The organism is Saccharobesus litoralis (genome assembly GCF_003063625.1).
GTDB lineage: Bacteria > Pseudomonadota > Gammaproteobacteria > Enterobacterales > Alteromonadaceae > Saccharobesus > Saccharobesus litoralis.
The window spans coordinates 1,888,704-1,908,059 of the sequence record NZ_CP026604.1 but is presented as its reverse complement, the minus strand read 5'-3'; the positions used below and the strand labels follow the sequence as shown (position 1 = coordinate 1,908,059).

16 protein-coding genes are annotated in these 19,356 nt (G+C 39.8%); 6 read left to right on the top strand and 10 right to left on the bottom strand.

Annotation, left to right across the window (positions count from 1 at the left end; genetic code table 11):
- The first annotated feature begins 254 nt into the window (after positions 1-254).
- Both C2869_RS06725 and C2869_RS06720 read left to right on the top strand, forming a co-directional pair.
- The gene (locus C2869_RS06725; RefSeq protein ID WP_108602222.1) at positions 255-2,309 is read left to right on the top strand and encodes a methyl-accepting chemotaxis protein; all 2,055 of its coding nucleotides are present in this window, start codon (positions 255-257) and stop codon (positions 2,307-2,309) included.
- Positions 2,310-2,742: 433 nt separating this feature from the next.
- The gene (locus tag C2869_RS06720) at positions 2,743-3,498 is read left to right on the top strand and encodes a substrate-binding periplasmic protein (protein WP_108602221.1); all 756 of its coding nucleotides are present in this window, start codon (positions 2,743-2,745) and stop codon (positions 3,496-3,498) included.
- A 258-nt stretch (positions 3,499-3,756) separates the two neighbouring features.
- Here the strand turns inward: C2869_RS06720 and C2869_RS06715 are convergent, their stop codons facing one another.
- Positions 3,757-4,077, bottom strand: a complete 321-nt coding sequence (locus C2869_RS06715; protein WP_159084070.1) for an energy transducer TonB — start codon at positions 4,075-4,077, stop codon at positions 3,757-3,759.
- A 235-nt stretch (positions 4,078-4,312) separates the two neighbouring features.
- On the opposite strand from C2869_RS06715, the gene C2869_RS22805 reads away from it, so the two are divergent.
- The gene (locus C2869_RS22805; RefSeq protein WP_228710788.1) at positions 4,313-5,422 is read left to right on the top strand and encodes a transposase; all 1,110 of its coding nucleotides are present in this window, start codon (positions 4,313-4,315) and stop codon (positions 5,420-5,422) included.
- 800 nt (positions 5,423-6,222) lie between these two features.
- On the opposite strand, the gene C2869_RS06705 is transcribed toward C2869_RS22805, so the two are convergent.
- From C2869_RS06705 to C2869_RS06665, 9 genes are all read right to left on the bottom strand, one after another.
- Entirely contained in the window at positions 6,223-6,471 is a 249-nt protein-coding gene (locus C2869_RS06705; protein ID WP_159084069.1) for a hypothetical protein, read from the bottom strand.
- Positions 6,472-6,573: 102 nt separating this feature from the next.
- On the bottom strand, positions 6,574-7,245 hold the full coding sequence (locus C2869_RS06700) for a hypothetical protein (protein WP_108602218.1): 672 nt from the start codon (positions 7,243-7,245) through the stop codon (positions 6,574-6,576).
- Between the two features lie 274 nt (positions 7,246-7,519).
- Entirely contained in the window at positions 7,520-7,990 is a 471-nt protein-coding gene (locus C2869_RS06695) for a hypothetical protein (RefSeq protein ID WP_108602217.1), read from the bottom strand.
- A gap of 655 nt (positions 7,991-8,645) precedes the next feature.
- Entirely contained in the window at positions 8,646-8,954 is a 309-nt protein-coding gene (locus C2869_RS23130) for a DUF3325 domain-containing protein (protein ID WP_108602216.1), read from the bottom strand.
- Positions 8,954-10,552, bottom strand: a complete 1,599-nt coding sequence (locus C2869_RS06685; RefSeq protein ID WP_108602215.1) for a PepSY-associated TM helix domain-containing protein — start codon at positions 10,550-10,552, stop codon at positions 8,954-8,956. The genes C2869_RS23130 and C2869_RS06685 overlap by 1 nt, the downstream gene beginning before the upstream one ends.
- The gene (locus tag C2869_RS06680; protein ID WP_108602214.1) at positions 10,549-10,857 is read right to left on the bottom strand and encodes a hypothetical protein; all 309 of its coding nucleotides are present in this window, start codon (positions 10,855-10,857) and stop codon (positions 10,549-10,551) included. The genes C2869_RS06685 and C2869_RS06680 overlap by 4 nt, the downstream gene beginning before the upstream one ends.
- Before the next feature lie 260 nt (positions 10,858-11,117).
- On the bottom strand, positions 11,118-13,244 hold the full coding sequence (locus C2869_RS06675; protein ID WP_108602213.1) for a TonB-dependent receptor domain-containing protein: 2,127 nt from the start codon (positions 13,242-13,244) through the stop codon (positions 11,118-11,120).
- Between the two features lie 310 nt (positions 13,245-13,554).
- Positions 13,555-14,898, bottom strand: a complete 1,344-nt coding sequence (locus C2869_RS06670) for a sensor histidine kinase (RefSeq protein WP_329604293.1) — start codon at positions 14,896-14,898, stop codon at positions 13,555-13,557.
- 2 nt (positions 14,899-14,900) lie between these two features.
- Positions 14,901-15,644, bottom strand: coding sequence for a response regulator transcription factor (locus C2869_RS06665; protein WP_228710787.1), 744 nt, complete (start codon positions 15,642-15,644; stop codon positions 14,901-14,903).
- A 609-nt stretch (positions 15,645-16,253) separates the two neighbouring features.
- Here C2869_RS06665 and C2869_RS06660 point away from each other — a divergent pair.
- The 3 genes from C2869_RS06660 (at position 16,254) to C2869_RS06650 (ending at position 19,355) form a co-directional block, all read left to right on the top strand.
- Positions 16,254-17,924: a polysaccharide lyase family 7 protein gene (locus C2869_RS06660; RefSeq protein WP_108602212.1), complete on the top strand. Its 1,671-nt coding sequence runs from the start codon at positions 16,254-16,256 to the stop codon at positions 17,922-17,924.
- Between the two features lie 131 nt (positions 17,925-18,055).
- Positions 18,056-18,898 carry a DHHA1 domain-containing protein gene (locus C2869_RS06655; RefSeq protein WP_108602211.1) on the top strand — a complete coding sequence of 281 codons (843 nt, stop codon included), beginning with the start codon at positions 18,056-18,058 and terminating at the stop codon, positions 18,896-18,898.
- 25 nt (positions 18,899-18,923) lie between these two features.
- Positions 18,924-19,355, top strand: a complete 432-nt coding sequence (locus C2869_RS06650) for a hypothetical protein (RefSeq protein ID WP_108602210.1) — start codon at positions 18,924-18,926, stop codon at positions 19,353-19,355.
- The last annotated feature ends 1 nt before the right edge of the window (position 19,356 follow it).

Here is a 19,356-nt window from a genome sequence, read left to right as displayed (position 1 = left end):
CTCACACATATAAAACAAAAAACAAACAATAATTTTCACTTTTAATCATATTGAATCACATCTATACTAAAAGCCGTCTGCTACAAACCGTTACGCCATAAAAATTCTACTTTTATTAATGCGTGTTCTAAGCTGATTGTGAACCCAATCTTTTTCATGATGACCTTAGCCACACCCAAGGAAAACTGGTTCCAAGATACGTTGGAACAGCGATGAAAAGGATGAAATAGCGATTAAAAATTAAGAGGTTTTAAATGAGTTTTATAAATCAGATAAGTATCAAGACACGTATCATCGTTTTAGTACTGATCCCGCTATTCGTCACTCTTTTTTTCGCCATTGAGCGTTATCAAAAAGCCAGCCAAGAAGTTGAAAATGTCGAGCGGCTAGAAATCCTTCAACAATATATTGGCGTTGTATCACCTTTACTTTCCGCCTTACAACAAGAACGTCTTTATTCCAAATTGTATATGGGGCCAGGCTCGCCTACCGATCCAATTGGTATGGAATACCAATCACAAGTGGTCGAGAGTCGAGCTCCGACTGATCAAGCCTTGAAAAACTACAAAAGATTTATTGCGGATCGCGAGCGATTAAGTATTTTTCCAACATTAAGTAAAGATATAGATGAAACATTACTGCAGCTCACCCATTTTGAATTAGCACGCAGTAACGTCGACAAACGTATTAAAAAATCGCAACCTCTCGAAGGCATGTCAGGCAAATACTTTTGGACATTTCTCACCTTTAATAAGCTCATAGCCGCTCTCAGCAACAGTTCAAACGAGGTCGTGTTATTAACCAGTATTAACCCACGCTTGTCGCTGCTGTCTAACTCATACAAGTATCTGGTACATGCCCAAGATACCTCAATGATACAGATCCTCGCTGTTTATTCGGCAACAACGCGTGGTTTGGTAGCGAGTACCTACGGCGATATTATGCAGTATAGAGTTCAAGAAATTGCTTATACCGAGAACTTTTTACTCTATGCGCCACCTGTGGTGAAAAAAGGCTTTGAACAACATTTACAAAGCCAAGAATCATTTGGCTATGCCAAAGCCAAATACTTAGAAATTCGCAAACACATTAAGACATTAATAGACAAGCCATTAGATCTGGACAATAAAGAGTGGCTAGCCAAGGGTAATGATATTAGTAATGGCTACAGCAAGGTGATCGATTTAACCTTACAACAACTAGAATCGACCAAAAACGAATTACTGGCAGAAGCCAAGCAAGCGGTGATTAATACCTTAATTGTCATTGGTGTTTTACTCATTGTTTTAATTGCGGTATCGATCAAAATCATTAGCAGTATTAACCGACCATTAAAGCAGTTAATCACAGACTTAACTCATTTGGCCAATACCAAAGATATGACCCTCAGAAGTCATATTGAAGGCAATAATGAACTAAGCCAAGTAGGCGAAGCATTCAATACCCTGATTAGTTCGTTTGAGCAAACTTTGTATGCCGTACGTCAACAAGTCATATCCATGGATAATGTAACTAACAATGTTTCTGATTCAGTTAAAACCTCTATGGTATCAATCGATAATCAAAGGAACGCCACCGACAGTATTTCAGTCGCGGTTAATGAGATGACATCAACCATACATGAGGTATCAAACATGTCGTCTGCGACGTCAGAAGCCGTTTCACGAGCCTATGATCTTGCGGTTGCCAGTGAAAAAGATGCGTTAAAATCGAAACAAAGCATGGATCAACTATTCACGGAATTAGGCGAAACCGGCCATTTGGTGTCAGAGCTTAACAACGAAGCCAATCAAATCAGTAATATTTTACAAGTTATCAAAGGTATATCTGAGCAAACTAATTTATTGGCCTTAAACGCCGCGATTGAAGCCGCTCGGGCGGGCGAAGCAGGCCGTGGTTTTGCGGTTGTGGCAGATGAAGTACGAGAGCTTTCAAAACGCACCCATGATTCAACCGAGCTCATTCAAGCGCAGATAGAAGCACTCACCTCGGGCGCAGCACAAGCCAGCGACAAAATGGAAGTACTGCAAACAAACGGTCATGATGCTGTGGGCATAGTGCAAAAAAGCTCTGATGCGTTTATTACCATAAAAGCTGAGCTTGATCAGATAACAGATATGGCCAACCAGATTGCCGTTGCCGCAGAAGAGCAAACCAATGTGGCAGATGAAATTAATGAACGTATTCATGCCATTAAAGATGATTCTGAAACTATGTATCAGCAGGGCACATCGACAAGCCAGTCGACCCAATCTTTAATCCAAGGCGGCCAAGAACTAAAAGATAAAATTGAAGAATTTCATTTTTAGCAACACTTAAATGGGTATGGAACAGGTTTGTAGACTGAAGAACAAGCCTGTTTATTTAGACTCAGGGGGGATCACATTCAAGATTAATTGCTATTTTTACTAATAGCCGACTTTTTGCTATCGCAACTTTGACAATCTAACCCAGCACAAGTCAAACAATCATAAAAAATCTTTAACAATCACAACAAATCATGTAAATTAACTACTCATTGTTTTATGTGGCCTGTAGCACCTTAGGTAAAACAGTACACCTTGATATTGTTAACCCATTACTACAATCGTGCTGTTCTCCAAATCTATTTTCACTTGCTTTTTTACCTTGTCACTCATCGTCATCGCAAGTTTGCATTTCACTGCCAATGCAAAAGACATCATATCGGTCAAAAAGCCCCATAACAAAATTGGCACAACCGCCAGATTCGCCTACGAAATAATGCAAAGCGCAATTGCCTCTACCTATGCTGACGCGAACGATTATGAAATCAAGTTTTTAACCATTGCCAGCGACGAGCAAACACGGCGTTTAATGCTCAGCAATCAATTCAACGACATTACAGATTTAACTTATGCTGTAACTCGTCCGCACTGGGAAGCCCAATTGCTCACCGTACGAGTGCCATTACTAAAAGGATTGATGGGGTATCGCGTATTTTTTATTCATAAAGACACCCAAGACTATTTCACTAAAATAGATAATCTTAAACGTCTTAAATTAATTAGATTAGGCTCAGGTCGTGGCTGGTCGTTTTCAAACCTTTATCAACAACAACATTTTAAAGTGGTATTGGGGGAGGACACTTCGGCCTTAATAAAAATGCTGAATAAGGGGCGACTCGACTATTTTCCGCGCGGCATTGTCGAGGTCAAAGAAGAATTAGCGCGATTTAAACCACACTACGCTAACCTGACCATAGAAGAGTCATTAGTCACTTACACCCCAATGCCGGTCTATTTCTTTATCAACCCCAATAACCCTGAATTAGCTAAACGCTTACGCCGCGGATTACAAAACATCATAGATAATGGCGAATATGAACAAAAATTTGCCCAATATTTTGCTAAATCAATAAAGCAATTAAACGTAAAGCAACGCCGTTTACTGACCATTCCCAATACAACACTAACCACCGAATCACGCCAAAATCTAGCTTCATTTTGGGCAACTCAACCGGTAACAACTAGCTTTTAAGTTAATATTTTAAAGTTAACGAATTGGCTCTGTTGTCATTAATGTTTGAAAATTAAATGCCAATAAAAACAATGTGTTATGTAGGTTGAAATTCATTTCGACAAAAACGTGCAATAGGTTTAATTAATAAGATTTTAAACAAAGATTTTAAACAGACACCCATTATTTAATAATAAATTATTTGGTGGGAAATTATTTGGTGGGTGTCTTGTTATTTTATGTTTGTTAGCAGTTGCCTAAACAATATTTCGCAACGAGTTAATCAATACTTACGCCGTACTTTAAATTATAAGTAATTCGATAAGTATAGTTTTTTAAATTCTGACTTTTTCCATTTTTTACAATTGGCATAAACTTCCACTTTTTGACTGCATTAATAACGCTTGCATCAAAGACTAACTTAGGTGAAGAACTGTATATTTTAACGTTTTGCGTTTCACCTGTACGAGAAATGTCAAAACTAACAATAGCTTCCCCCTCAATTCCTTCAGTTTGAGCCTGAGAAGGATAAGTTGGAACTATTTTTACCAATAATTTGGGAGTGTAACTTTCGGTAGCACCCGCGAAGTTACTAAACATTATTAATACAAAAAATAAATAGCGCATGAATATTAAACAAAGTTAAAAGCGACTGCTAACGCCCCACTCAGGGCTTTTAAATAGTTGGCTATAATAACGAGAGTATTTAACCAGAAGAGAGAGAATTTAACCAGACACCCATTATTTAATAAAGTCCCTTTATTGACAAACCCTAAAAATGAATTAAATTTAACTGTATATAACATCAGTTATTTAATTGATTAGCAGGTAGACAATGGCAACCGCACGACGCTCGCAAATTTGTTTAGAGGAAACCCAATATTATCACTGCATATCACGCTGTGTGCGCCGAGCGTTTTTATGTGGTAATGACAAATTCACCACCAAAAACTTTGACCATCGTAAAGGTTGGATAGTCAAGCGCATCAAACAACTTGCCAGTATCTTTGCCATTGATATTGCCGCCTATGCCGTTATGAGTAACCACTATCATGTTGTACTGTATGTTAACCGCGATAAAGCCTTAGCATGGGATGACCAAACTGTATTAAAACAATGGACATTACTGTGTAAACCCAAACCCGTTGTTGAGCGCTGGCTATCAGGCAATATCATTAGTCAGTCTGATAACCTGATTATTCAACAATGCGTAACCGAGTATCGCCAACGATTAACAGATATCAGTTGGTTTATGCGCTTTTTAAATGAACATGTTGCAAGATTAGCCAATGAAGAAGACAACTGCACAGGCCGATTTTGGGAAGGACGGTTTAAATCACAAGCTTTGTTAGATGAAACTGCATTACTGGCGTGTATGGCTTACGTGGATTTAAACCCCATTCGCGCTAATATCACTGATTCCTTAGAAACGTCTGATTACACCTCCATTCAAGAACGCATGGGCTTACAACCTGAACCACAAACTAACCCAATACCAGCAGGCGAAAATAACCTAAACGACAATCAGCAAAACAAAAAACAACAAGACGAAACCACTAACAATCCACCGCAAGACAGGCTGGCATCTATACCTTTAGCACCATTACAATGCTTTGCCGGTCACAGTCATATCGATAACGACAAACAAGCCATTCAACATGAACTGATTAATTACTTAGCATTGGTTGATTGGACGAGTCGACAAATACACCCCAATAAACGCGGCAAAGTAGCATCAGAACATCCCAGTATATTAACCACGCTCAATATCACAGAAGATAATTGGCTCGCCTTTTCCAACCAAATAGAACAAGACTTTAGCCAAGCCATTGGTGCAGAAACCCGCTTACACAGTTTTGGACGCGCATTACATAAAAAACGCCATCGAGGTGTGGGTAAAGCCAAGCGCTATTACGCCATTCCAGCAGCATTGACATCAGCTTGAATACCGCCGAATAACAAAGAACGTAATATTAATCCCACCATCCCATCACGCGTTTATTCACGGCACTTTTACTTGTGCAGGTTTAAGCAAATTCCACAACTAACCCTAAACTAGGGCGATTTTTCAAATCATTATCAAACAAAAATGAAGCTGAATAGGCTTATAATTATTCAACACAAGTCGCTGTGTTTACTTTTTAAGGTGTATTTAAGATGGGTGTCTAGTTAATTACTATTGGACGAGTCGACAAATTCACCCAAACAAACGCGGCAAGGTCGCAACTGAGCATCCCAGTATATTAACCACACTCAATATCACAGAAGATAATTGGCTCGCCTTTTCCAACCAAATAGAACAAGACTTTAGTCAAGCCATTGGTGCCGAATCACGCTTACACAGTTATGGGCGTTCATTACACAAAAAACGCCATCGAGGTGTGGGTAAAGCCAAGCGCTATTACGCCATTCCTGCAGCATTGACATCACCTTAAAAAACGCCGAATAACAAAGAACGTAATATTAATCCCACCATCCCATCGCGCGTTTATTCGTGGTACTTACACTTGTACAAATTTAAGCAATTTCCACAACTCCACCTAAACTAGGGCGATTTTTCAAATCATTATCAAACAAAAATGAAGCTGAATAGGCTTAATGGCGATATGTGTTAATTATTCAACACAAGTCGCTGGTTTACTTTTTAAGGTGTATTTAAGATGGGTGTCTAGTTAATTTTCTATTCAACACAAGTCGCTGGTTTACTTTTTAAGGTGTATTTAAGATGGGTGTCTAGTTAATTTTCTATTCAATATCGGTTTGCTTGGTTTCTAGTGAAATAGCTTCCCATGCCAATGAAACCGGATAGAGTGAAACGATTTCTTCAGCTGTAAATACTGGTTGTTCAAAGGAATCGGGTTTATTGTCCTGCACCCAATCCTCCCACATCTCAATATTTGAAATGGCACTACCAAACTCTGATTTGTCACTGAACCAATCAAGTAGCTCCATTATCCTATTTCTAACTCGCTGCTGAACCAATGTATCAGTCATAGATTCTCACATAACGCCTCGTTAAGAGGCAACAAAATAGTTGGCTAAAATAAGCGACGAAGGAGCAAAAGCCAACTGTTTTTTGTCCTTTTAAACGACTTGTTATAAATCATTTCCTTCATAGCCCGCAGCACGAAAACGCTTGTTCATTTCTTTACGGTAAGCTATATCATCATCCCATTCATAAGTAACAAAACTTAGCGAAGAAACACACTCGGGTGACACTAAAAACTTAGCTTTATTCCTCACCAAATTTTCTATCAAGTAAGTATAAGCTTCATGATCTTCATTATAATCAACTGCAAAAAGATTCCAGCACTCATTGATAAAAGGATCGATTACCTTATAGATAAAATCTATAGTCCCACAACCAAAACTACCCGGTACTGCAAAGTGTTGAATAGAGTTTCTTAATGCGCCAAACGACTTGTATAGCTCCAAATTTGGTATTTTTATTCCCGTAGTAGCCCATAACCTTTCAGGTAAATCACTATATTGAATTGTTTTAGCATTTTGAACCAAGGCTTGAAAATCCAAGGAGCCACTTTCGACTTGAGTTGAACGCGGAATTTTATCAAAAATTAATAAAGGATGTTCTTGTGCAATTCTAGCTTTTATCAATATTTCAGCGGCATGTGCCGCTTGCAATACTGAAAGTTCATACCACTTATCATTTTCCCAACTATGGTAATTAGCATGCCAATTAGCATGAGCTAAGGCAGCCACACCAAGTTCCCTCATATGCTCATGAACATTATTTAATTCTGGATGCATCACCATGCCTTGATTATGATTTATAACGCTTATTGATCGAAATTCACAGTTTCTAGTCTCATTCCGAACCATAAATCCAATCAATAAAAAACATTAATTTCATTAACTTAGCTACTTGAAAATTTAAGTCAACCACTAAATTTAGTTGTAGAAACCGAGACTTGGATTAATTGAGAATCAAATGGCCTATTATGTAAATTAATAAATATATAAAAATCATAAATTTAGGGTTAACTTTGTACTAACCAAGCCATTAAATTATTGGAGAATGACATTAAATAGAGGGGACATTAAATAGACACCCATTATTTGAGAATAAATTATTTGGTGGGTGTCTAGTTATTTCTTGCTCAGTCCATTTATGTAGCGTCACTAGATAATCGACACAAAAATAAAGCTCTCTCTTTAGTTCTGCTGAAAGCCAGCGATCTGATTGTGATTGAACTTTACCTAGCTGAAACCAAAAGTCATCAAACGCGTCTCTACTTTTAAGAAACGCAGGGTAGCGAGGTAATTCGTTACCCTTTGGAGTCCCCTCAACTACACACATAACCCTCATAAAATTAGTTAAGTTGATTATTTGGTCATGAGCTTCAATTTTTTTATCTACGATCTTTTCAGCTAACTTAAGCTTTGTTTCTCTCGATTTACCGTAAACCCCAAAAAAACCCGTAATAATAGAACCGAGTAGCCCGCCAATAATTGCGAAAACAGCACTCGCATTTTTTACTAATAATTCTTCCATACCTGCCGAATTCCGTAATCACATAACGCTTAGTATTTATACGTCATGCAGTTTGTGACGTATAAATACCTTGTTGGACTAAGCTGATGCCCACGCCTAACCCGTTTATTTGGTATCATTTATGCTATAGGAATTTGCTTTTTGAAGGAAGTCGTTTTTGTAACAAACACTTTAAGTTTAGTCTTAAATTACCAACTCTGTTGATGTTAGCATTATGCCAATTTTTGCTAACCAACATTCTGTTTATACGTTTACCGCCTCATTTTCATTTTTCGCACAAGTCAGCTTACTGCATCAATGACATTAAATAGACACCCATTATTTGAGAATAAATTATTTGGTGGGTGTCTTGTTATTTCGTTAATTTTAAAAATATCGCTCTAGGCTACTGAAAATAAGGCTTGTAATCAACCCATTAAAAAAGGATGAAAAAATGACGGTTCAACCTGTGTTTCTGTATTAATACGGACTTGAATAAAATTGAATATATAAACAGTCATCCTCACATCACTTGTTTGGCTACCAGAGAAATACAAAGTGTGAAATTCAAAGCTGAGCTTTGAAAGCTCAGGTGCCAAACTTCGACGTTAGCTTAAGTTAACGACAAGCTATACGTCATACCCACCACTAATCACTCACCACTAATCACTCACCACTAAAGACCAAAGACCAGCAGCCTCAACAAGTGCGGACGATAGCTTAAGACCAGTGATATGAGCCAACAAGCTAATGTGGCTAATCCACACCAATACACCAGCCCTAACGTTCCTCCCCAGTGCCATACAGCAATTACGATAGCCAAACCCATTGCGCTATAACCAAGCCATCGGTAAATGAGTTTGGCTTTATTTGTTAGCTGGCACTGGCGATGCGTTACCTGCTGATAATGGCGGGGTAAAGATAAACTTAATAAGCAAAATCCAATTAAGGTGAGTCCAAACAAATATAAAACTGGGTTTAGCATTATTTCATCACCTCAACTTGGCCTATAGTGGAATTAATCCTAGCTGGTTGTTGGTTTTGTCGTGTTGATCGGCGTTTTAATATTACAGCGGATAGAGCAAATACTCCCCCCGTACCAAGCATTGTAAGGTCGCCGCCCAGCATTAACCAATCCTGTTGCTGCCAACTCCAAATCAAATGCTGGCCCGTTGTCATAGCATTAACCAAGGGTAAACAGATAAATAGGCTGGCACCGATAATCAAGCTATCCAACCACACCCGAGACGCACAGCGCAGTAAACAAAACACAATACAACAGCCTAATGCAATAAATAAACAGTGCATTTCCCATAACTCTCGCCCAAGCATATCGATCGGCAATAAGCGATTACTTGCGAAAAACACACCTACCGCTATCGGTAATCCTAATATGATCCCGGCATTGAGTCGCTCAATAACGCCAAGTTTAATGGGCTGATTGCCAGTCGGTTTTTCTCTACGCTTTAATGCCCAAATGATCATGCCAGTGGCTATCATGCCAGCCCCCATCAGCCCAGATAAAAAGTACAACCATCGTAGGTAAATATCGGCAAATAGTCCTTCGTGTAAGTGCTCAAACCAATCATATATCTTGGCTGCTACACCTTGTTTGCCATTAGCCACATCAATTACAACCTGATCTTGTTCAATACGATAGGTTAACGCGGCGGCTAGCTCTATGCCTTCATATTTATCAAACCAAACTTCATAATGCTGTTTGTCTGAATGACGGGCTAATGAACCTATGTAACTCACTTTTTGTTGTGGGTAACGCAATTGCGCATCGTGCAATACAGATTGCAAAGAAAGTTGTTCTGGCAAAATATCACTGGGTTGGCGCAAGTAACTGTCGGCAAATGCTTGATTAAAAAAGCGTAGCCCCGCTTTGTCGTCGTCAGCATAACCAGCTTTAATCACATTGGTCATGGTGACTGTCATCAGTAGCACTAAACCACTGTAAGTGATCATTAAATGAAACGGTAGTGGCAGGACACTGAATAAGTTATGAATATCCAACCAAGCGCGCAGCCCTTTATTGGCACGAAAGGTAAAGAGTTCAATAAAGATTTTTTTATGAATAATAATGCCGGTGATCAAACCAATGAACATCACTAAAGCAGCAAAACTGGTCAGCCACCAAGCTAATTCATGCGGTATGTAGTGCAAATTGTAATGTAAGCGATACAGGGTTCTACCACCGGCGGTGTCTCGCGCTTGCACCATTGCACCGCTGCTAGGGTCAATATTTTTAGTGACCCAAGCTTTCTCTATATTATTTTCTTTATCCGCCAACTGTAACCAAGTTGCATTTAAAAACGGGGAGCGCTCAGTTGGGTAACTAATATACCAACTGGGTGATTGTTGTGCATGGGCAGCTAAATGTGCCTCGACATTTGCTAAGGTTTGTTGCTGATTTAAATCGGTTTTAACCACCACCATTTCAGGCTTTAGCCAACGATCTATTTCATCTTCGAAATAGCCAAGCGCCCCCGTAACAAATATAAAATACAGCAACCAGCCCAGAACAAAACCGCCCCAGGTGTGCAACCAGTTCATGGATTGTCGAAAACGCCCCTTCATAATACAGCTTGCTCAGTCGTAATAAACTCAATCCAATTGATAGCGATAAAACACAGTAAACAACTGGCACCCACCCAAATAAAAGCTCGCATACTCGTTTTAACTGAAAAAGTCACAATAATAGCGGCACTGTAAAAAACAAATCCTAGTAACATGCCAGCCACAAGGTTATTTAAATTGGAACCAGTCAATATTAAAGACACTAAATAAGCGCTCAAGTTGGCCAATAAAAAACCACCAAACACGGCAATACTAATACGAAAGACAAGGCTAAACCTGTCGGTTTTAATCTGAAATAGGCTCATTGTCATGCCGCTAACAAAGGAATTAATTTTATATATAGTCAAAGCGATCAGGTTTTAGGGGAAGCCGTCAAAGCTACCGCATCCGTGCTCACGCTCCTTACCTACATCCATGTAGGCAAGCTTCGAGACCCCATGAGCATATGCTCTACTATGTGATTGGGGCGAGTAAGCGCTGACAATGAACCATAAGACCTGAGCGAGAAGACTATAAAACAAAAAACGCGACCGACAGGCCGCGTTACACTTGTATATATAGAAGGTTAGAACTTAAATGAGGCTGATAAACGAATATCACGTCCAGGTTCTTTTATACCCACCACAGTTTCATAGCCAGTAATATGTCCATAGTTAGCGACACTACCATGGCTAAGGTAAGACTCGTCTAACAAGTTTTGCACGCTAAAATCGAAAGTTAAGTTGTCTGTTGCTTGGTACTTAACAAACACATCATGCACCTTGTAGCTTGGCTTATTGATAGTATTTAGCTCGTCAACCCAACCTAATTCAATAGAGCGGTAAAACACATTCACGTTATCTAAGCTTTGAACGTAGTTAAAGTTGTAGCCTAGTTCAATTTGCTGATTCACTTCATAGTGGAAATTAAGGTTGATTGAATCGCCAACCCCATTACCTAAGTGGCCATATTCATAAGCTTCAAGGTCTACACCATTCAGCTTAACCACGCTGAAACCACTATCTGAATTGCTATCAGGCCAATTAAATTCAGCGTCATCCAATACCACATCGTTATTGTTATAGCTCAACACGACTTGGAAATTATCAGCTTGGTAGCCAGCTACAATCTCAACACCCTGTGATGCTAATGTGCCAATATTTTCGTAAAAAGTACCGCCTTTAAACTTATCAAATACCACATTTTCAATATCGCTTTGATAACCTGAAAGCTCAAAAATAAGTGTGCCGTCGTTATACTCTAAGCCGATTTCTTTATTTTTAACTTGTTCTGGCTGTAGCTCGGTATTAAGGCCTTGCGACAACTCACCTACCACAAATGCATCGGTTGTTAAGCGTCCACGTAATGCCTCAGCGTAACCGGCTGAAAAAGCCAAGTTGTCCGTTAGGTTATAAACCAAGCCTAGGTTTTTGCTAATTCCGTCTTGTTTCGGCATTGCGTATGCAGCAGACGAGGTAACAGGATCACCATTTTCATCCGTCTTGGTACGCCACTTGCCATCAACTTTTTCCCAAACCGCTTTTACACCACAGTGATCTAACTCATAGCTATCTTTACGTAAGCCAAAGCTGAGCAATAGGTCATCCAATACCTGCCATTGGTCTTGTATATACAACCCAGCGACTTTGCCTTCTTCATTAAAAATACCGCCAAAGCTATCAGAGTACGATTGAGCTAATAAGGTATCGGTACGCTTTTCAAGACCATAAGTTAACGTATGCTCACCAATTTGTGATGTATTGCGTAAGTCAAAACCTTTGGTTTTGATCGCGCCAGACCAAGTATAAAGTTCACGTTTAAGTTCAGATTCAGTATCGTAAATTGTGGCTTCAATATTAACGAAGTCGCTGATATTAGCCGTGTAATTTAAAATAATGGTTTCTCGGTCTAACCATGTTTGGGTAAACGCAGTTGTTGCTAATGGGTTCCAATTGGTTTGCTTCGGAAACTCACCGTCTTCTTCACGGTTTTCATAACTTAAGGTAAGTTCTTGATTATCAGCGACTTGTGCATTGAACTTAATAAACGCCAGTGATTGGTCCGATTCAGTGCCTGGGATCGTATTGCCATCACCATCTTCAATGTTATCTCGTTTGGCTTTAACAAATGAACCTAAGATGCCTACTTTATCAGCCACTTTGCCATATAACGAAAGGCTTTGTTTTTGACCACCATTAGTAAAATAGCCAGCTTTAACTAAACCACCAAAGGTTTGTTCTGCTTCGAGTAAATCATCTGCGCTTTTCGTTTTAAAACGAATAGCACCGCCAATAGAACCGGCTCCGGCGGTTGCTTCACCCGCGCCAGCTTGCACTTCAACACTGCGTAATAATTCAGGTTCTATTGATAATCGACCGGTATGATGAAACAAGGTACTGGCTTGCGGAGCGCCATCCACGGTGACATTAAGTAAGGTGTCTTCAACCCCTCGCACAAACATTTTTTGCGCTACACCTAAAGAGCCACCGATAGTCACCGAAGGCACATGACGAAAAATATCTTCTAAATCGTTAGCGATGTAGTTTTCTAGTTGCTCAACCGTAATTTCGGTATTTGATGTTTTACCGACAATTTGAATTTTTTCTACGCTGCTTTCTTGTTCTGTGTTGTCTGCTAACACTGGCGTTGTTAGCGCCGCTGTAATGGCCAAAGGCAACGCGGCTAATTTATTGGTTTTAGTTGTTAATGACATGAACTGTCCCATTGTTTGTATTGCTATCTCATTTTGATAGTGAGAATTATTCTTATTTACAAATAAAAGGACAGAAAATTTGCAATTGTTACATATGACAAAATTTTGTTACGAATAGCCACCAAGCTAATATAAACATATCGACCAGACTTTAGCATGGGGTTGCTATCACTTTTCGCTCAATGCGCTTTAACTATACTCTTGCTGTTGCATTTTGATGAGTAGCTGCCGCTACGCCGCTATTGTCAGAATAGATTTAGAGCTTGTATCTACATGGATGGTTGAATAGGCCGTGAAGCGTCTGGAATATTTACTTAGGAATAATAATGCGCATTGCTAGTCCGCCTGCAGCTCGATTCATAGCATGAACGCTAGCCCCCACGGCACTTAGTTGTCGTTTAGCTAACGCTAGCCCTAAACCAAAACTATTCGGGTCATGACAGCGAGATTTATCAACTCGGAAGAACGGTAAGAAAATCGATTCAAGCAAGGGTTCCGGAACGCCCGGCCCTTGATCATTAATCAACAAACAAAAGTGTTGCTCTTGTTGCCTTAAGATAACCTCAACTGTTCCTTCAATGGCGGTATAGCGCAATGCATTACGCAATATATTCTCTATTGCTTGGCCAAGCGCGCGATGACTACTTTTTTGCAATATCGCGCTATTTGGCGTAACAAGCTTGAGGTTTTTATCGGGATATTCAAAGCGAGCATCCTCGGTAATTACATCAATAAGATCAACCAAATCCAACGATTCATTAGTTAAGCTAGGCCTTTCATTTTCCAACCAAGCTAAGGTTAACGTGTCGTCAACTAACTTACGGATCAAACTGGATTCACGTTCAACGCGAGCCAAGTTTTGCGCAACGTTTTGTTCTGATTGTATGGTTTGTACTGCTATATCTAACCGAGTAAGCGGGGTGCGCAGTTCATGCGATAAATCCGCAATCAATTGACGCTGGCTAATAATTAAATCGCCAATACGTTCAGCCATACGATCAAAAGTAGCGGCTAACTCGGTTATTTCATCATTTCGCTTACCAATCGTTTTCCGTACACGGATATCGAAATTACCTTTGGTGAATTCACGTGTTGCAAGCTCAAGTTCTCGTAACGGGTTCATAATATGACGATACAAAATCCACGACAGCAGGCCTAATAACAGCATAGGAATGATAATCTGCAAAAAAATGCGTACGGTTTGCCAATACGAACCGGGACGCATACTATCAGGCAATTGAATTAAAAAACTCTTACGACCTTGAACAAATGGCACCGCCATAATTGGGTTCTCGGTAAAATAGAGGTGAATTTTCCAATCTACACTGCGCCCCAAGTACAAACGTTCTGGGTATTTATCTTGCAACTGCCCACCGGCAACCCGAGAAAACTGATAAGATGCTATCGACGCCCAGGTGTTTTCTTTGGCCTGTAATTCGGCCAACCATAATTCAACAGCCGCTAAATCTCCTGTATTATATAAATGCTCTGCTTGCTTACCCCACGCTTTAATTTGCTCACGATCATCAAGCGCCAACATGCTCATTTCTTCTTCTGTTTTTAACGCAACTAGGTTCAAACAATAAAAAAATGCCACTACCCCGGTGGCAATAATTAAGCAAAGTTTCCAAAACAAGCGACGTGTCATACTCATCTTTATACTAGACAATAGCCTTTACCATGCACAGTTTCTAACCGCTCACCGCGCCAGCCCGCGGCGCTTAATTTACGGCGCACTCGGCTTAAGTGCATATCAAGGCTACGATCGTGCGCGCCCAATGTTTTACGAAGCACGCGTTGATAAAGATAGGCTTTAGAGAGTACTTCGCCTTTATGTTGAACCAATTCGGTTAGCAAACGGTATTGAATATGAGTTAATTCCAGCGCCTGTTCACCCACAGTAATAGTTTGTAATTCGCGATTAATCTGCAACTCATCCACTGCTAGTAAATGGGGTGTAACAGACGAATTTAACGGATTTGAACTTTGCCCCGGACTAGCGCTTTGCGCCAAATATGAGCGCCGCAGGATCGCCTCTATGCGTAAAATCAACTCGGTACGACTAAAAGGTTTGGCAACATAATCATCCGCCCCTTGACTTAAGCCAGCAATGCGTTCTTCTTCAGCGCCTTTGGCGGTTAACATAATCACAGGAATTTGACTGGTTTTACGCAATATAGACAATACACTTAGCCCATCGCGCTTGGGTAACATCACATCTAGCAACACTAAATCATAAGTTTGTTTTGCAGCAGAAACCAGCCCTTGCTCTCCATCAAAGCACCTATCTACTTGATAACCAGCAGCCGATATTAACTCTGACAGTTGCTGATTGAGTTGTTGATCATCTTCAACGATTAAAATGCGACAAGCACCCGAATTAATTGGCTGAGCAAACACAAAAACACCTAGAGCGATTAAAAATGACTAGTAGCTTACTACGCTATTTTACGTGTAAACCCTAATTAACGATACAATAGTGATACTGAGAATTATTATTATTATCCTTTTAACTAACTTCATGTCAATAGTTAAAATAACACCCAACCTATATTACCAATTTAATTCAACATTATTATTTATTAGATGAAAAATTAAAATTGCATTTGAAAAACCATGATACCAAGGAACAATAAAGTTACCAATTTTAAAATAGGTATAACAATACACATTCACTTACAATAATTAACTTGGTGTTATATTTTTAATATTACGATCCTCCGAAAGCCACATATGAATCTGATTTCATATACAAAAAAAGCCACAAAGATAACCCCTTACGAAAAAGTCAATCATTTTTCACTTTAATCTTTATCTCTTTTTGCAATAAAAGATAATTACAAAGTGTAAAGGTATTGTTTCTATTAAGTAAAAAATTAGCTTATTGTTCATAACGAATCGCCTAACAAATAACAAAATTGGAATTACCAATCATAAGGAAAGATGTAACACCTTTATTTGTTAGTGATTCATACCACACAATTTCAAAACATAATTAGGAAACGTAACATGGATAAAATAAAAGCATTCGGCTTTGCCGCATTGGCTTTAACAACATCGGTAGCAAACGCAGCGACACTCAATATTGAAAGTGCAGAAGATTGGGGAGGTAGCCATGCTAGCTACCCAGCGTCTAATGTCATTGATGGCAGCCTAGCATGGGCGTCACGTTGGGCGGCATCTGGTTCACCTGTTAACCTGCAACTTAACCTAGGTTCGGTACAAACCGTAACAGAAGTCGGTGTTTCATGGGGGAAAGGCGGCGATCAAACCCATACTTTTGAAATTTGGGCTCGCGCAGCGACTAGTGGCTCATGGACTAAGGTCTACGATAGCGTATCTAGCGGCTTGAGTGCCAGTATTGAAGTGTATGATATTGATGACATCGAAGCACAACAAGTGCGAATTAAAACATTTGAAAACAGTGCAGGAACAAGCTGGACCAACATCAAAGAAGTGGAAATATACGGCGCAGGTAGCCAAGAAGATGGTGAGCTGACTGTCGACCGCGCATTTGATGACGGAACAAGCCACTCGAGTTACCCGCCAGCCAATGCAATAGATAACAGCACTGCGTGGGCATCACGTTGGGCCGCTGAAGCGGGTGGTTCTGCGGTTAATTTAACCTTAGAACTAGCAGAAGCCAAATCAGTAAAAGAAGTTGGGGTTGCATGGGGTCAAGGTGATTCTCGCACGCATACATTTGAAATTTATGCTCGCCCAGGTACAAGCGGCACTTGGACCAAGGTACATGACAGCGTAAGCTCAGGTAATACGACTGATATTGAACGTTATAATATTGACGACATTACTGCCCAGCAAGTGCGCGTTAAAGCACAATCAAACAGTGCGGGTAGCAATTGGATGAACATCACTGAAGTAAAATTATATGGCTCAGAAGCCGAATGTAATCCGTGTGGTCCTATTGCCGAATACCCTTCTGATCTAATGGATAACTATAACCAATGGAAGATCACTTACCCTATTGCTGATAGCGACGGTGATCCCGTAGAAATTAAACAGTTATACCAAGTAACTAGCGAGTACTTTTACGTAAACGAAACAGGTGATGGTATCGTTTTTTATGCGCCAATTAATGATGATAACGCGCCAACTGAAAACTCAACCTATATTCGATCTGAATTAAGAGAGCGCACAGCCGATGGTAGCTCAGATATTTATTGGACAACATCGGGCAAGCATGTGGTTTATGCAAAACAAGCTATTACTCATTTGCCTATCGTAAAAGATCATATCGTGGCGACTCAAATCCACGGCAATAAGAGTGAAGGCATTGACGATGCTTTAGTACTTCGCTTAGAAGGTTCACACTTATTCTTAAGCTTTAACGGGGGTCAATTACGTGACGACTTAACGATAAAAACCAACTATAGCTTAGGCACAGTTCATGAAATTATGTTTGAGGTTATAAACGGCAAACACTATGTTTACTATAGCGAAGACGGTAATTTAAACAGCGCATATGCTGCAGGTAATGCCGACCAATATTTAGTTAAAGATGGCTCAAATGATTATGTTATGGATCGCAGCTACGGCGACGCTTACTTCAAAATAGGTAACTATACACAAAGTAATAGCGACAAAGAGGGTAGCTATACCAATCATCCGGACAACTATGGTGAAGTAGTTGTTTATGATTTTTGGGTAGACCATGAGTAAAATGAGTTCACTGTCAAGCAGCGTTGAACGTTAGTAGCGATAAGCCCAGCCAAGCTGGGCTTTATCGTTTCGACAAATATGCAACACAAAGCCTATAATGAGTTAATTGTCGCGAGCACAAGGAAACTAACATGGCTAATTTGTGTATCTACCATAAAAACTGTGCCGACGGTTTTGGTGCGGCATTAGCCGTTAAAACCTATCTTGAGCAACTCAATCAGCTCTGTGAATTTATAGCTGCGTTTCATGGAGATCCCCCACCCGATGTCAGCGGAAAAAATATTTATATTGTCGATTTTGCCTACCCTCGACAAACATTGCTTGCCATGCATAAACAAGCCAACTCCCTACTTGTGTTGGACCATCACAAAACAGCGCAAGCCGATTTACAAGGGTTAGATTTCTGCCAATTCGACATGACACGCTCTGGCGCCATGATGACATGGCAGTATTTTTTTAAAGATAGGCCAATTCCTGATCTCATCCGCTACATTCAAGATAAAGATTTGTGGCATTGGCAGTTACCCTCAAGCCAAGCATACTCTGCCGCATTACAAGCTAAACCAATGGACTTTAATATTTGGGCGGCTTTGCTCGACAATCAACAAACCAATCAGGTTATCGAACAAGGCAAAATTATTCTGCAATATCAACAAGCGCAAATAAGGCAAATATTGGCACAGGATATTGAACAGGTAACCATAGCGGGTTATTTAGTCCCTTGCCTAAATACGAATCACCTTATCAGTGAATTAGGTAACGAGCTCGCTGAAGGTCATCCTTTTGCCGCTTTGTATGTTGATACCGCAGATAAGCGCATTTACTCATTACGCAGTGCCGAAGGTGGGATCGATGTATCAGCAATAGCCAAGTTATTTGGCGGTGGCGGGCATTTTCATGCCGCTGGCTTTTCCGTTGCCAAGCCGCAAATACGCTTGGATAATCCTGTCGTAACCATAATGCAGAAAGACTAAATATAAAATTCAGGATGAAATTACAATGTATATAAAGCCCACTCACATTTTACTTTTATTGATAGCCTTTATTTCATTTGGCGCGACAAGCAATAAAATAAATGATGACGTGGTCAACTTATGTAGTTACGACAACTTTGAGCAATACACGCAAGCATTTTTCCACTCAAAACAACTTCAAGAAAAATATACGATATTTCCACTACAATACTTGTATGTTGATCCTACTGGAAACCCTGATCCTTTAGATATTACAACTAAAAAGCACGACTGGGATGATACGTTACAAATTATGTTAAGCCCCAGCGCAATAAGAGGTCTGGATACCCGTCATAAATCGCAAACAAACACTTTTACATTTGTTGTAACAAAACCCAATACAGGTCACCTAGTCGAATACCACTTCAAAAAAATGGATTGTTGGTATTTATACAGTATAGAAAACTGGTCAATGTGAT